The organism is Shewanella electrodiphila (genome assembly GCF_023283985.1).
GTDB classification, from domain to species: domain Bacteria; phylum Pseudomonadota; class Gammaproteobacteria; order Enterobacterales; family Shewanellaceae; genus Shewanella; species Shewanella electrodiphila.
The window spans coordinates 156,864-172,099 of the sequence record NZ_JAKIKU010000009.1 but is presented as its reverse complement, the minus strand read 5'-3'; the positions used below and the strand labels follow the sequence as shown (position 1 = coordinate 172,099).

Here is a 15,236-nt window from a genome sequence, read left to right as displayed (position 1 = left end):
CCCGTTTGGTCGGCGACATTGTAATGAAATTTACGCTTTTTCGCCAGTAAGAAATTTTTAGTAAACGTGTAATTTTATTAGAGAAATTCCACTTTTGGAGCCTGTTTTGAGTAAAAGTTTAGTAATAATTACATCATTTTCAATATTTGCTGCTTTATTCGGCTTATTTGGTTGTGATGTTGGCCGAAATAGTGGCAGCATTTGTAAAAATAATCCTGAACTTTGTGCGGATTTACACCGAGATAGTTGGTGTTTAGTAGAAAAAGGCGACTTAATTCGTAGTAGATACCAATTAAAGATAACCACTGAGCCTACAGGAAAACAACTATACGACCAATTAATAAAGCTTGAGTCTTATAGCAAGTGCATAGAATTAGCTGCTGGTGTTATCCATATACAAAACACCGACCGGACTTTAGATAGAGAAAGAGCATATGCTGTTAGCACACAAAATTTAATCCAGTTAAGAGAATATACCAAGGACAACCCAGACAATTACCTTGTGTATTATCGTTGGACAACGTTTAACGATATACCTTCGCGTGATACGTTAATTAAAGCTGAGAAAAATGGTGAAATAACAGAACCATTTATACTTGCTCAACTTGCGTCACATTATATTAAAACGGATATGAATAGAGCAAAGATGCTTTATTTACACCTATTGTCCCACGTTAAGCCTAAAACAATTGACCCTGATTGGTTACTCGCTCTCGCTACAATTTATCGTTGGGAGCAAAATGTTGATAATGAATACTTATTGACTAAGGCGAATACATTAATGAGTGACAACATTGCCTCACAAGAAAAATTATTAGCGCTTATAGCTAATGACAGTAACCGAGCTCAGCAATTAGATTTAGAAGCGATTGAGCTCGTTAGACTATTAAAAACAGCTCAGTTCGATACAAGTGAAATTAAATCAAAATTTGAATAAACAAAGACTAGCTTGTTAGCTACACTGAGTACAATTAATTAACAGTTAACGCTGTATTACACTTTCAAAAAAATCGCCAACAGCAGCTTATTTCTGTAATTTGTAAATTAAATACAGATATTTTGCACTTTATTAGCGTTTTGAGGCTTTTTTACTTGACGAAAATCGTTAATTTGGTAATTTTACTACCATATGATTTACGTAACAGATTTATAATCACTTGAGGGATATGCAATGACTATCCGTGTAGCAATTAACGGCTATGGCCGTATCGGTAGAAATGTTTTACGTGCGCTTTATGAAAGCGAAAAGGATTACCCAATTGAAATCGTAGCTTTAAACGATTTGGGTGATGCTTCAATCAATGCTCACCTTACCAAATATGATTCAGTACATGGTCGTTTCAACGCTAAAGTTGATCATGATGATGAAGCCATCTACGTTAATGGCGATAAAATCTTGACTTTTCAAGAACGAGACCCTTCTAAATTACCTTGGGCAGAATTAAACGTTGATGTTGTTTATGAATGTACTGGTATTTTCACATCTAAAGAAGCAGTACAACCGCATTTAACAGCTGGCGCTAAGAAAGTTATTATTTCTGCTCCAGGCAAGAATGTTGATGCAACTGTTGTTTACGGCGTAAACAATGAAGTGTTAACCAGTGATATGACTGTGATTTCAAATGCTTCATGTACAACCAACTGTTTAGCTCCTTTTGCGAAACCGTTGAATGACTCTGTTGGTATTGAATCTGGTTTAATGACTACTATTCATGCTTACACCAATGATCAACGCTTATCAGATGTTTACCACACTGATTTACGTCGTGCTCGTGCAGCAGCAATGTCTATGATCCCAACGCAAACTGGAGCTGCAGCAGCTGTAGGTTTAGTGGTTCCTGAGCTTCAAGGTAAGTTTGACGGTTTAGCTGTACGTGTACCGACAGTTAACGTATCTCTTGTGGATCTAACTTTCCAAGCGTCTCGTGACACCACAGTTGAAGAAATTAACCAGATAGTGGCAGATGCAGCAAAAACTTCACCATTGAATGAAGCGCTTGCTATTAATGTTGAACCTTTAGTCTCTATCGATTTCAACCATAATGCATTTTCTTCTAACTTTGACGCGACTCAAACACGTGTTAATGGTCGACTTGTTAAAGTAATGGCTTGGTATGATAACGAATGGGGTTTCAGTAACCGCATGTTAGATAATACTGTTGCATTAATGACAGCTAAATAATTTGTTTTAATTTGTAAAATTGGAACATTAAAAAGCCCTGCACTTGCAGGGCTTTTTGTTATTATCCATCGATTAGATTAAGCGTTACCCTTCACTTTCATGTTTAAGGTTTTCGCAAAATTAAGCATTCTGTTTAATGGTACTAGTGCATCATCACGTAATGCATCATCAACGAACACTTCATGTTCAGTTTTATTTGTTGCTGTCAGTGACGCTTCAATAGCTTGTAAACCATTCATTGCCATCCAAGGACAATGAGCGCAGCTTTTACATGTAGCGCCATTACCACCAGTTGGTGCTTCAATGAGTGTTTTACCTGGTGCTGCTTGTTGCATTTTATAAAAAATGCCTCGGTCAGTCGCCACAATAAACTCTTGGTTGTCCATGGTTTGTGCAGCTTTAATTAGCTGACTCGTAGAGCCCACAGCATCCGCTAAAGCAACGACATTTGCCGGTGACTCAGGGTGAACCAAGATAGCAGCATCAGGATGCTGTATCTTAAGTTCCTTTAATGCTTTAGATTTGAATTCGTCATGAACAATACAATCGCCCTGCCACATCAACATATCAGCGCCAGTTTCTTTAGCAATGTAACTACCCAAGTGACGATCAGGTCCCCAAATAATCTTTTTGCCTTCGCTATCCAAATGTTCAACAATCTCTAGCGCGATACTAGAGGTTACTACCCAATCTGCACGGGCTTTTACTGCCGCTGAGGTGTTCGCATAAACAACTACGGTATGTTCTGGATGGGCATCACAAAATGCTGAAAACTTATCAATTGGGCAACCAATGTCTAAAGAACAAGTGGCTTCTAACGTAGGCATCAAGACAGTTTTTTCGGGGCTTAAAATTTTAGAGGTTTCCCCCATAAACTTTACACCAGCAACAATCAGTTTCTTTGCTGGGTGATCACGGCCAAAGCGTGCCATTTCAAGGGAGTCAGAAACACAACCACCGGTTTCTTCAGCCAGTGCTTGAATTTCAGGATCTGTATAATAGTGTGCAACTAAAACAGCATCTTGGTCGATCAATAGCTGTTTTATTCTTGCTTTAGCTGCAGCTTTTTCAGCATGAGACAATAAAGCAGGTTTCGCAGGAAAAGGATACTCGATAGATTCGATATTCGGTGCCGAGGTGATCATTATGGTTCCGAGAAGTTACAACGTCCGGAGATTATACAAAATCAGTTAACAAAATTAAAGGACGCAATAGCGCCCTTTAATGAGTTAATTAGATTGCCATTATAGAATTAGCGCATTGCGAGTAACATTTCTTGTGGCTGCTCTAAGTACTGCTTCCAAAGATTACAGAAACGAGCAATGGTTCCACCATCGATTACACGATGATCGCCAGACCAACTGACTTGCATAATCTTACGCGCTTCTACCTCGCCATTGGCATTGAAACGAGGGAGTGTTTGTAATTTACCTAGGGCAACAATCGCAACTTCCGGTTTATTGATAATAGGCGTAGCAACCGTCCCACCTAAAGCACCAATATTTGAAATTGATATTGTTCCACCTTTTAAATCAGCAGGACTTACACGGCCACTTCTAGCAGCAGTTGTGAGTCGTGTAATTTCAGCGGCAACTTCTAAAATAGTTTTACTTTGTACATCTTTAACATTCGGTACTAACAAACCCACTTTTGAATCAACAGCCATACCAATGTTATGACTCATTTTATAGGTTAACTCAGTGCAATCAGGGTTGACTTGACTGTTTAATACTGGAAATTCATTAATGGCTAATGACATTGCTTTCATGAAGAAAGGCATCATAGTCAATTTAACTTCGTCAGTTGAATAACGTTGTTTCATCTCGGCGCGTAATGCAACTAAATCTGTTAAATCAAATTCTTCACAATATGTAAAATGAGGAATCGTAGAAACAGACTCAACCATCATCTTAGCCATGACAGCTTTAACACCTTTAATTGGCTCAACTCTGTCTGCATTTGTAGTTTGAATATTAGCTGGTATTGCAGCGCTATTAGAAACGGTAGTCGTTTTAGAGGCTGAGGTTTGGTTTGCTGTGGAGCCATTAGCAAACGCTTCAACATCTTCTTTATACACACGACCATTTTTACCCGTACCTGGCACGTTAGCAATATTGATATCCAAACTTCTAGCTAATCGGCGAACTGCAGGACTTGCTAACGCTTTACCTTGAGCAACTGGTTCACTAGTAACGATTTCGCTAACGGCAGCTGAATGCGTGACTGTTTGAGCCGCTTCAACTTGAGTGCCTGTAGATTCAACCTCGATTGCGAATAACGGCTCATGAACTTTAGCTAATTGGCCTTTTCTGTAATGTAATTTTACAATCTTGCCATTTTTAATCGCTGGTATTTGAACTAAAGCTTTATCTGTCATCACATCAGCAATCGGCTGATCCTCTGTGACAATATCACCTTCAGCGACAAGCCATTCAACAAGTTCACATTCAACAATACCTTCACCGATATCAGGGAGTAAGAACTCTTCAACATCACGTGCGGTAGTTTGACTTATTTGTTCAACATTTCTTGCAACTTCATTGCTGGTTTCTTCATTAGCTTCTGTTGCCGTTTCTTGAGTAGAAGGTGCTCTAGATTCATCAGCAGTGTTAACACCTGTTGCCTCAAGTTCTACTGCATAAAGCGGCGCATGAACTTTTGCAATGTCACCCTTCGCGTAATATAGCTTGGTAATGACGCCCGCATGAGGTGCAGGTATTTGAACTAAGGCTTTGTCTGTCATCACATCAGCAATTGGTTGATCTTCAACAACAACATCACCTTCTTTAACCATCCAATCAACAAGCTCACACTCTACGACGCCTTCACCAATATCAGGCAAAATAAAATCTTTAATCATATCTTGCTCCTAGAAATTGACTGAAGCTTTAATGGCTTCGTAAGTTTTTAGTTCATCTGGCATGTATTCTTTTTCCAGAATCAACGGATATGGTGTATCTAAGCCACATATACGGCTTATAGGTGACTCTAAATGTAAGAAACACTCTTCTTGAATTGTCGCTGCGATTTCACCGGCGAAACCACCCGTTAACGGTGCTTCATGGTTAATGAGCAAACGACCTGTTTTCTTGACAGATGCAGCAACGGTATCAATATCCCAAGGTGACAAGGTTCTTAAATCGACAATTTCACAAGAAATGCCGTCCTTTTCAGCCATTTTTGCCGCTTTTTCAAGAATTTCCATCTGAGCGCCCCAACCAAGTAAGGTAATATCCGTACCCGTTTTAACGACATCAGCTTTACCAAGCTCAATTACGAAGTCACCGGCAGGGACTTCACCAACAGATGCACGGTACAATCTTTTTGGTTCAAAGAAAATGACCGGATTTGGATCGCGAATTGAAGCTAATAACAAACCTTTGGCTTGTTCTGGATTCCGTGGAATGACCACTTTTAAACCAGGGGTTTGGGTAAAATACGCTTCTGGCGATTGCGAGTGATAATGACCACCTGCAATACCACCGCCGTACGGGGTTCTAAAAGTTAACCCACCAACGTTAAACTGGTTACCACTGCGGTATCTGAACTTTGCTGTTTCATTCACTATTTGATCGAATGCAGGAAAAATATAATCAGCAAATTGAATTTCAGCAACGGCCGTCATACCATTTGAAGCCAAGCCATTAGCAAAACCTGCAATGCCTTGTTCAGTTAACGGAGTATTAAAACAACGATCTCTACCAAACTTTTCTTGTAATCCAGATGTTGCACGGAAAACGCCACCAAAATGACCCACATCTTCGCCAAACACAACCATTCGTTCATCAGCAGTCATTGCAATTGCCAATGCATCATTGATGGCGTGTAACATATTCATTTCAGCCACAATTAAATTCTCCCTGCGCTTTTAGGATACGACTTTGGATATTTCTTAATATGTTGTTTGAGCTCTGCAAGCTGCTTTTCTAAAACAGGTGTAGGCTTATCCAGTACGTCTGTAATCAAACCATCAATGTGTGGTAAAGGCACTTTTTCAGCCACTTTAACGGCGCTAAGTACTTCCTCACGATATTTCTCATAACGTGCTGCATCATCAGCTTCATTAAGCCAATCTTTATTGATCATCCAAAGCTTGAAGCGTTTAACTGGGTCATGTTGTTCCCATTTCGCTTCTTCTTCTTTCGAACGATAACCAGAAGGATCATCCGATGATGAATGCGCACCTAAGCGATATGTCATTGCTTCGATTAATACAGGTGCATTGTGTTCAAGCGCGTGCGCGCGAGCTTGTTGAGTTGCAGCAAGCACAGCTAACATGTCATTACCATCAACACGAATGGTATGCATACCGTAACCCACACCACGACTAGCAATGCCATTACCGGCAAACTGTTCTTCAGTAGGCGTTGAAATGGCATAACCATTATTACGACAGAAAAATATCGTTGGAGATTTTAACACTGCAGCCATATTCAAACCTGCATGAAAGTCCCCTTCTGATGCTGCGCCTTCACCAAAGTAACAAATGGCTACGTTACGTTTACCTTGTAATTTGAAAGCATGTGCAACGCCAGTTGCCTGTGGAATTTGTGTTGCAAGTGGAGATGAAATCGTTTGGTAATTTAGCTCGTTACTACCGTAATGAATCGGCATTTGACGACCTTTACCTAAATCTTTTTCATTACTGAACATCTGATTCATAAATTGTTCAGTAGTAAAACCACGGTACCGTAATGAGGCATGTTCGCGATACTGAGCAAGAATTACATCGCCATCATCTAACGCGGCTGTACTTCCGATAATTGATGCTTCCTCACCAGTACATGTCATATAAAAACTGATACGACCTTGTCTTTGCGCACTTAGCATACGTTCATCTAATACTCGGGTAAAAACACAAGTATCATGAATTCGCTCAGCGAGTGCTTTATCTATCACTGGCATGACGGCATTTTCGTATGTCGTACCATCAGCTTGAAGAATTTTTAAAATAGGAATGTGCAATGAAGCTTTGTCTAAGAAGCTGACACGATGCACTGTTTCATTATTCAGTGGTGCGTTGCTCATATTGTGCTCTTATTATGTGAGGCCTTATAAAATAAAGCTTAATTTATACTATGCGAACGAACATTACGTTAACGTAAACTAGCGATCAACTAATGTTCATCCCATCTAGTGAATAACTTCTCATTTAATTTGTATATCTAGCTTTACAAATTACTGAATATCTTCGTTAGGAGCTGGTATTAAGCATAATACCGTGCGCTGACCAACAGGTACATTTTCATTTGGAAAAACGATAGCTTCATACGGATATTCAATTAAAATTTCTTTTCCGCCTTCAGTTGCTAATACTTCACCTTGCTTAAAGCCGGTAAAATTAACCGTGGCTTTTGGAAATGCGAATGTAAAATCGTCGAAGTGCTTATTTACTGAACGAGACACTTTATACAAGTTAAGCCGGTCGCTGTTGAATTCAGCAACTGATACTTGCTGCTTGGTTATCAAGTGATTTAGCATTTTGCGCGTATTAGCAAACTTACTCATTTCATTTTGACCAAACGGCATCACCTTTCCAAGCTCTACGGTGAAAGCGTCGGCTTTAAATTGTTCTGACGAATAATAGCTAAATGTCGTTGTCGGTTCGTGATGAAATAAAATGGTGTCCACATCGCAACCAGCAAGAAACATAATTTGTTCAGCACTAAAACTACGTCCTGGTCGATAAGGATATATCGCAAATTTTTCGTGTTTTGAAGGCTTAATCGCTGTGTGCAAGTCATAATGAATACGTTGTGATACGTGATTATCGAGGAAAAAATTGCTTACATAACCCTCCAATGCTTTAGCGCGAACTCTTTCCTTGTTGCAAAGCCCTTCACCTTTTGAATGCGCGCCGCTAAATAACCTGTTCATGTTTTCTTCTACAAAACGGGTTTCAGTTAAAATGGAATCTGGGTTGCCAATTAAAAATAATACTCTGTGTTCTGTCTGTATTTGTTCATTAAGTAACGCTTGGATTAAGTCATTACAAATCTCAATAGGCGCAGTTTCGTTCCCATGAATGGCACACGATAAAACAATATCCTTAGTAGAACCTGTTGCAGGAGTAAAGCTGATGACACCGTTATCATGTATTTTGACTATTGTTTGATTAGATAAGGTGAAACTGTGTGAGGTAATGACTTTATCGATGTTAGCTAAAGTGAACGCTAAAAAATCTTTTTCTTCCATTAATTGTTGAAACACGAAGACTCCTTGAAAAACGGTAAAACGAAATTGGTTTCAATAACAGATGTTGATTCTAACACAACAAGTGGAAGCTGACGTTAAGGGACAATTAACATAGTGTAAAACTTTACTTGCATTCTCATTCAGAACAAATATAATTTTAGCCATCTAGACTTCTTTATGGATGTGAGTATGACTTTAGCAACATTTGGTGCAGGCTGTTTTTGGGGTGTTGAATATTTTTTCAAACAAGTAGATGGTGTTACCAATGCACAATGCGGCTACATGGGCGGAAGAGATCAGTTTCAGAGTTATGAAGAAGTCAAAACAGGCACAACAGGTCATGCTGAAGTCGTTCAAGTAGAGTTTGATGAATCAATTGTTTCATACCAAGAGCTTTTGGAAGTGTTCTGGCAAAATCACAACCCAACCACTCTGAATAGACAAGGTGGCGATATTGGTAATCAGTATCGCAGTGCTGTATTTTTTCATGGTAAAATTCAAAAAGACGCTGCTGAAAAATCCAAACTTGATCTAGCACGCAGTGGTAAATGGGGAACTAAGCATATTGTAACTGAAATTGTCCCAATTCAGCAGTTCCACCCTGCTGAAGAATATCATCAAAATTACATAGAGAAGAATGAGTTACCAAGCTGTCATATTAGTTATTAGTTTATGAAATGACTTAAGGCACTTGTATTGGTGCCTTTTTTATACAAAAGCGATTAATACAATCTATATCTTAGACAGTTCTGCACTTTACCCCATCCGTTAAATTCCCTACAATCCATGCAAATTGCTTAAGGCATGAATACGGAGAAATACAAAAATGAGTCAAGCTCGTCATATTAACCTACTTATCTTAGGTTCAGGTCCTGCTGGTTATACTGCTGCAGTTTATGCCGCTCGTGCGAATTTAAAACCAGTCATGATCACTGGTATGCAGCAAGGCGGTCAATTGACCACAACAACAGAAGTTGAAAACTGGCCAGGTGATGCTGAAGGTTTAACCGGTCCTGTTTTAATGGAAAGAATGCAACAGCACGCAGAAAAATTTGAAACTGAAATCATTTTTGATCACATTAATGAAGTCGATTTTAGTGAGCGCCCTTTTAAATTAAAAGGTGACAACGGCGAATTTACTTGTGATGCACTAATTATCGCAACTGGAGCCTCTGCTAAATATTTAGGTTTGCCTTCTGAAGAAGCATTTATGGGGCGAGGTGTATCAGCATGTGCAACTTGTGACGGTTTCTTTTATCGTAACCAGAAAGTAGCCGTTGTTGGCGGCGGTAATACCGCTGTTGAAGAAGCACTTTACTTAAGTAACATCGCATCAGAAGTTCATTTAATTCATCGCCGTGACACTTTCCGCTCAGAAAAGATTCTAATTAATCGACTGATGGACAAAGTGGCAAACGGAAATATTATCCTTCACTTAGATCAAACGCTTGATGAAGTGACTGGTGATAATATGGGCGTTACTGGTTTGAATATGAAGAGCACTAAAGACGGGTCTATTTCGTCTCTAGAAGTTGCAGGTGTATTCATTGCAATTGGTCATAGCCCTAATACTGGTATTTTTAATGATCAACTGAATATGAATCACGGCTACATTACGGTTAATAGTGGTTTACAAGGTAATGCAACACAAACCAGCATTGAAGGTATTTATGCCTGTGGTGATGTTATGGATCAACATTACCGTCAAGCGATTACATCAGCAGGTTCAGGTTGTATGGCAGCTTTGGATGCTGAACGATTCCTTGATGCTCAATAAGCGCGTTATGTATTAAGATAAAGCCAGCGAATGCTGGCTTTTTTATTGTGTCGAATCCATTGAGTATAAAACTACATCTACTTCGCCATCGACATCTGGGTGCACAATTGTCTTTTGGTATGTCATACCTAATTTAACCATTATGTTTATTGAAGCGCTATTGTGTTTATCAGCGATAGCGGAAAACTTTTTCACATTTTGTTGATGAGATACAATGTGTTTAATGACCGCTGTGGCACTTTCGGTTGCAACTCCTTTACCCCAAGTTTCTTGTTTAAATCGCCAACCAATTTCGATATTGTTAAACTCAGGCGACTCTGTAAAAAAGCCCATTGGTCTAATCAAAATCCAACCTGCAAATTGTTTATCATTTAAAAATACTTTCCAAAGCCCCCAATCTTTAACAGGGTTAAGGTAACTGGCTAAGCGTGGAATAAAAACCTCATCAATTTCTTGTTGAGTTGTTTTTTTACCGCCATTGATATATTTCATCACAACAGGGTTTTGATCCAATTCAAATAATAAATCCGCATCATTAAGTGTCATAAGTGAGATAGTAAGGCGTTCTGTAGTAATTACAGTCATCGTGGTATTCCGTTAATAATGATTGTTTAAGGCTAACAATAAGATACCGTAAATTATAGGCATAAAAAAAGGAACCCGAAGGCTCCTTTTTTAAAGCATTTTAACTAATTACTTAGCTAAAGCTTCTTTTGCTTTTTCAACTAAAGTTGTAAATACAACTTTGTCGAATACAGCGATGTCAGCCAAAATCTTACGATCGATTTCGATTGATGCTTTTTTAAGGCCGTTAATGAAACGACTATAAGAAAGACCATTTTGACGAGAAGCCGCATTGATACGTGCAATCCAAAGTTGACGGAATTGACGTTTCTTTTGACGACGGTCACGGTAAGCATATTGACCAGCTTTAGTTACTGCTTGAACAGCAACACGGTAAGTACGTGAGCGAGCTCCGTAATAACCTTTGGCTAATTTAAGTACTTTCTTGTGACGAGCACGAGCGGTTACACCACGCTTAACTCTAGGCATTGTTCATATCTCCTTTAATTAAGCGTATGGTAGTTGACGTGCGATTGCTGGCACATCAGACTTTGCAACTAAACATTTAGCACGTAAGTGACGTTTACGCTTAGTGCTCTTCTTTGTCAAAATATGACGTAAGTGTGCTTGTTTACGCTTGAAACCATTAGCGGTTTTTCTGAAGCGCTTTTGAACACCCTTATCTGTTTTCATTTTAGGCATTGCTAAAACTCCGCATTGGGACATTAATAAAACGTAAGGCGAGCAAAATCCTCAAAAGGACTTTGCTACTTTTTAGTGGGTTGCCCTACTATTTCTTTTTAGGTGCGAGGACCATAACTGCTTGTCGACCTTCCATTTTCGGGAAAGATTCAACAACAGCATATGTTTCCAAATCTGCTTTGATACGGTTCAAAAGATCCATACCTAAGCTTTGGTGTGCCATTTCGCGACCACGGAAACGCAGCGTAATCTTCGCTTTGTCCCCATCTTCAAGAAAACGAATCAGGTTGCGTAGTTTTACCTGATAGTCGTTTTCATCAGTGCCAGGACGGAATTTTATTTCCTTCAGCTGGACCTGTTTCTGCTTCTTTTTTTGTTCCTTTTGGGCTTTAGCCTTATCAAAAAGGAACTTACCGTAGTCCATTATGCGACAGACAGGTGGCTCAGCATTAGGACTGATTTCAACCAGGTCTACACCTGCTTCATCAGCTAATTCCTGTGCCTGTGAAATACTAACGATTCCAACTGCCTCACCATCAATATCCGATAAACGAACTTCTGGTACGCCAGTGATTTCATCGTTAATACGATTAGGGGCTGGCTGTCGCCCTGCTGCTCTCTTGATCTTTATGACCTATTCCTCCAACAATAATAGACTACGGCTAGAAATTTGTTCTTGTATCTTGGCATTGAAATCATTGATTTTCATTTTGCCTAAATCGATACCATCACGTGTTCTTACCGCAACTTCCTTATTTTCCATTTCTTGATCGCCGACGACCAATAAATAAGGTACACGCTTTAACGTATGTTCACGTATTTTAAAGCCTATTTTCTCATTCCTCAAGTCTTTAGATGCACGAATGCCACTTTCTTTGAAAGATTTAACAATTTCGTCAACATAATCAGACTGTTTGTCTGTAATATTCATAACAATTACTTGCACAGGTGCAAGCCATGTTGGGAATTTACCTGCGTATTCTTCAATTAGAATACCTAAGAAACGTTCAAGAGACCCTAAAATAGCTCTATGGATCATAACTGGCGTTTGACGCGTGTTGTCTTCAGCAACATAAGTTGCCCCAAGACGAGATGGTAATGCGTAATCTAATTGCACAGTACCACACTGCCATGCACGGTCTAAACAGTCATGAAGTGTAAATTCGATTTTTGGACCATAGAAGGCACCTTCACCTGTTAAAATCTCGAATTCAATTTCGTTAGCAACAAGTGCTTGCTTTAATGCTTCTTCAGCTCTATCCCACATATCGTCATCACCAATTCGTTTTTCAGGACGAGTTGATAATTTAACGACGATATTGCTAAAGCCGAAACTGCCGTAAGTGTCGTATACCATTTGGATACATTCACTCACTTGTTCTTGAACTTGTGCGTCAGTACAGAATACGTGGGCATCATCTTGGGTGAATCCACGAACACGCATTAGTCCATGCAATGATCCTGATGGCTCATTACGATGACAACAACCAAACTCTGCCATTTTAAGTGGTAAATCACGGTATGATTTAAGACCTTGGTTAAAGATCTGAACATGACCAGGACAATTCATAGGTTTAATTGCATATTCACGGTTTTCACTGTTAGTCGTGAACATCGCATCTGCATACTTATCCCAATGGCCTGAACGTTCCCATAAGTTACGATCCATCATTAATGGACCTTTAACTTCTTGGTAAGTGTATTGACCTAGTTTTTGTCGAATGAACTTCTCTAACTCTAGGTACAAACTCCAACCATCGTTATGCCAGAATACCATTCCTGGCGCTTCTTCTTGCATATGGTAAAGATCTAGCTGTTTACCAATTTTACGGTGGTCACGTTTTGCCGCTTCTTCAAGACGGTTTAAATGTACTTTTAATGCTTTTTTATCAGCCCATGCTGTTCCGTATACACGTTGCAGCATCTTATTATCTGAATTACCACGCCAGTATGCACCTGCAACACTCATTAACTTAAAGTGTTGGCAGAATTTCATATTAGGTACGTGTGGGCCACGACACATATCAACATATTCTTCATGGTGATATAAAGCCGGTGTTGCATCTTTACTGATGTTTTCATCTAAGATGGCAATTTTGTACTCTTCACCACGTGATTCGAAAGTATCGCGGGCTTCTTGCCAAGAAACAACGTTCTTAACAACACTGTAATTTGTCTTTGCTAACGCAGTCATGCGTTTCTCAAGAGCATCAATATCTTCTTGAGTTAATTTATGGTCTAAATCGATGTCATAGTAAAAACCATTATCGATAACTGGACCAATAGCCATTTTTGTTTCTGGCCACATTTGCTTAATTGCATGGCCAAGTAAATGTGCACAAGAATGGCGAAGGATTTCAACACCCTCTTCATCTTTAGCCGTAATGATTGAAAGCTCTGAATCTGTGGTTATTAAGTCACAAGCATCGACTAACTCGCCGTTTACGCGACCAGCAATACATGCTTTAGCTAAACCAGGACCGATGTCTGCAGCGACATCTAACGTTGAAACAGAATCTGCAAACTCGCGTTTGCTGCCATCAGGCAATGTAATAATTGGCATTAAATTTCCTTATCCAGTGGTGACCCACACGTAGGGCCACTTGGTAATAAATAATAAATAAAAGAAATGCCACCAAACTACAGACATTACAGGAGCCTGAGCTGATAGTGGCATGAAGTTGCATTGTATGTGAAAAGCACTTTTGCAAGCAAGTGATGCGCTAGTGTTAATCTACAATATTGACACTTTTTTTGTTATTTAAGGTATTGATTAAAATATTCCTTCTTAAATGGAATTAAATTGACTGAAGCTTTAGTCATTAAAGTCAATTGACATTGACTAGAGTCAACTATAATTACTGACGAAAGAAACGGATTTATCAGATACACACTTATTCAAGTCATCAAGGAGTTTGTATGAATTTAGTGAGTAAAATAATTAGCTGTCCACACTGCGGACATAACCAACATGTGCATATCGACACCAGTTTAGGGGATCAGGAATATTATGATGATTGCCGTATTTGCTGTAATTCAATCCACATGCGACTACAAGTGAATGATTCTAATCGAACAATTCAACTCTTTATAGATTCTGACGATGAACAGCTTTATTAATAATTAAAGCTATTCATCTTAATGTCTTGGGTTAAGTGTTATTTGATTTGATTAGATTAGCTAGGTCGATATTCGTTAATGCTTTTTTGGCAAGAATACGCTCAACAGTATCGACTATTACTTGTGTTTGGCTGTCAATTTCGATGTTAATTTTATCACCAATGATACAGTCACTTAAATTAGTCAATTTAAGTGTTTCAGGAATAAGGTGCAGTTTAAATTGATTATTCTTCAATTCTCCAACGGTTAAACTGCAACCATTAACACCCACAAAGCCTTTATAAAAAATATAATCCATCCACTTTTCAGGAACACTTAGGGTGAGATTATAATGTGAGTCTGTTTCACTTACTTCGGTTATGGTTGCCATAGCATGAATATGGCCAGATAAAATGTGACCGCCTATCTCTTTACCGAAGGTTAATGACCGCTCTATATTAACTTTGCTACCTGGCTCAACAAAATTTAGGTTTGTAACCTGTAACGTCTCTTCCATTACATCAAAATAAACTCTATCATTCTCGAGTTTAGTGACAGTTAAACATACGCCATTATTTGCAACACTCGCACCGGTTTCTAAACCTTGTTGCAGCTCTTCTGGAATTTTGACTTCAAACGTTTTTAAACCGCTTTGCTCTTTAATCGAAACCACATCACATGTGGCTTGCACGATACCAGTAAACATATTTTCACTCG

General features: G+C 39.0%; 15 protein-coding genes and 2 pseudogenes. 5 read left to right on the top strand and 12 right to left on the bottom strand.

Annotated elements, in window-relative coordinates; translation table 11 throughout:
• The first annotated feature begins 106 nt into the window (after positions 1-106).
• Both L2737_RS16360 and gap read left to right on the top strand, forming a co-directional pair.
• The gene (locus L2737_RS16360; protein WP_248956422.1) at positions 107-937 is read left to right on the top strand and encodes a DUF2989 domain-containing protein; all 831 of its coding nucleotides are present in this window, start codon (positions 107-109) and stop codon (positions 935-937) included.
• Positions 938-1,171: 234 nt separating this feature from the next.
• Positions 1,172-2,182: a type I glyceraldehyde-3-phosphate dehydrogenase gene (gap, locus tag L2737_RS16355; protein ID WP_102527304.1), complete on the top strand. Its 1,011-nt coding sequence runs from the start codon at positions 1,172-1,174 to the stop codon at positions 2,180-2,182.
• Positions 2,183-2,259: 77 nt separating this feature from the next.
• On the opposite strand, the gene nadA is transcribed toward gap, so the two are convergent.
• The 6 genes and pseudogenes from nadA to astE form a co-directional block, all read right to left on the bottom strand.
• Entirely contained in the window at positions 2,260-3,327 is a 1,068-nt protein-coding gene (gene nadA, locus L2737_RS16350) for a quinolinate synthase NadA (RefSeq protein WP_248956421.1), read from the bottom strand.
• A gap of 107 nt (positions 3,328-3,434) precedes the next feature.
• Positions 3,435-4,673: pseudogene (locus L2737_RS16345) on the bottom strand (dihydrolipoyllysine-residue acetyltransferase); the annotation flags it as partial.
• Positions 4,674-4,804: 131 nt separating this feature from the next.
• A pseudogene (locus L2737_RS22525) lies at positions 4,805-5,042 on the bottom strand (biotin/lipoyl-containing protein); the annotation flags it as partial.
• A gap of 9 nt (positions 5,043-5,051) precedes the next feature.
• Positions 5,052-6,029 (bottom strand): alpha-ketoacid dehydrogenase subunit beta, encoded by a 978-nt coding sequence (locus L2737_RS16340; RefSeq protein WP_248956419.1) that lies wholly within the window; start codon positions 6,027-6,029, stop codon positions 5,052-5,054.
• A gap of 2 nt (positions 6,030-6,031) precedes the next feature.
• Positions 6,032-7,210: a thiamine pyrophosphate-dependent dehydrogenase E1 component subunit alpha gene (locus L2737_RS16335; RefSeq protein ID WP_102527300.1), complete on the bottom strand. Its 1,179-nt coding sequence runs from the start codon at positions 7,208-7,210 to the stop codon at positions 6,032-6,034.
• Positions 7,211-7,360: 150 nt separating this feature from the next.
• Complete coding sequence (astE, locus tag L2737_RS16330) at positions 7,361-8,392, bottom strand: succinylglutamate desuccinylase (protein WP_248956417.1); 1,032 nt, start codon at positions 8,390-8,392, stop codon at positions 7,361-7,363.
• Positions 8,393-8,566: 174 nt separating this feature from the next.
• On the opposite strand from astE, the gene msrA reads away from it, so the two are divergent.
• Positions 8,567-9,046, top strand: coding sequence for a peptide-methionine (S)-S-oxide reductase MsrA (gene msrA, locus L2737_RS16325; RefSeq protein ID WP_248956416.1), 480 nt, complete (start codon positions 8,567-8,569; stop codon positions 9,044-9,046).
• Positions 9,047-9,203: 157 nt separating this feature from the next.
• On the top strand, positions 9,204-10,154 hold the full coding sequence (gene trxB / locus L2737_RS16320; protein WP_248956415.1) for a thioredoxin-disulfide reductase: 951 nt from the start codon (positions 9,204-9,206) through the stop codon (positions 10,152-10,154).
• A gap of 42 nt (positions 10,155-10,196) precedes the next feature.
• Here the strand turns inward: trxB and L2737_RS16315 are convergent, their stop codons facing one another.
• The 5 genes from L2737_RS16315 to thrS all read right to left on the bottom strand — a co-directional run bounded on the left by L2737_RS16315 (position 10,197) and on the right by thrS (position 13,983).
• A complete protein-coding gene (locus tag L2737_RS16315; protein ID WP_248956414.1) occupies positions 10,197-10,739 on the bottom strand; it encodes a GNAT family N-acetyltransferase in 543 nt (180 codons plus the stop codon).
• A 108-nt stretch (positions 10,740-10,847) separates the two neighbouring features.
• Entirely contained in the window at positions 10,848-11,207 is a 360-nt protein-coding gene (gene rplT / locus L2737_RS16310; RefSeq protein ID WP_012325107.1) for a 50S ribosomal protein L20, read from the bottom strand.
• Between the two features lie 18 nt (positions 11,208-11,225).
• Positions 11,226-11,420, bottom strand: coding sequence for a 50S ribosomal protein L35 (rpmI, locus tag L2737_RS16305; protein WP_055023949.1), 195 nt, complete (start codon positions 11,418-11,420; stop codon positions 11,226-11,228).
• Positions 11,421-11,508: 88 nt separating this feature from the next.
• Complete coding sequence (gene infC / locus L2737_RS16300) at positions 11,509-12,051, bottom strand: translation initiation factor IF-3 (protein WP_102527295.1); 543 nt, start codon at positions 12,049-12,051, stop codon at positions 11,509-11,511.
• Between the two features lie 3 nt (positions 12,052-12,054).
• Entirely contained in the window at positions 12,055-13,983 is a 1,929-nt protein-coding gene (gene thrS / locus L2737_RS16295) for a threonine--tRNA ligase (protein WP_248956413.1), read from the bottom strand.
• 356 nt (positions 13,984-14,339) lie between these two features.
• On the opposite strand from thrS, the gene L2737_RS16290 reads away from it, so the two are divergent.
• The gene (locus L2737_RS16290) at positions 14,340-14,540 is read left to right on the top strand and encodes a CPXCG motif-containing cysteine-rich protein (protein WP_102527293.1); all 201 of its coding nucleotides are present in this window, start codon (positions 14,340-14,342) and stop codon (positions 14,538-14,540) included.
• 31 nt (positions 14,541-14,571) lie between these two features.
• Here the strand turns inward: L2737_RS16290 and L2737_RS16285 are convergent, their stop codons facing one another.
• Positions 14,572-15,225 carry a riboflavin synthase subunit alpha gene (locus L2737_RS16285; protein ID WP_248956412.1) on the bottom strand — a complete coding sequence of 218 codons (654 nt, stop codon included), beginning with the start codon at positions 15,223-15,225 and terminating at the stop codon, positions 14,572-14,574.
• Between the last annotated feature and the right edge of the window lie 11 nt (positions 15,226-15,236).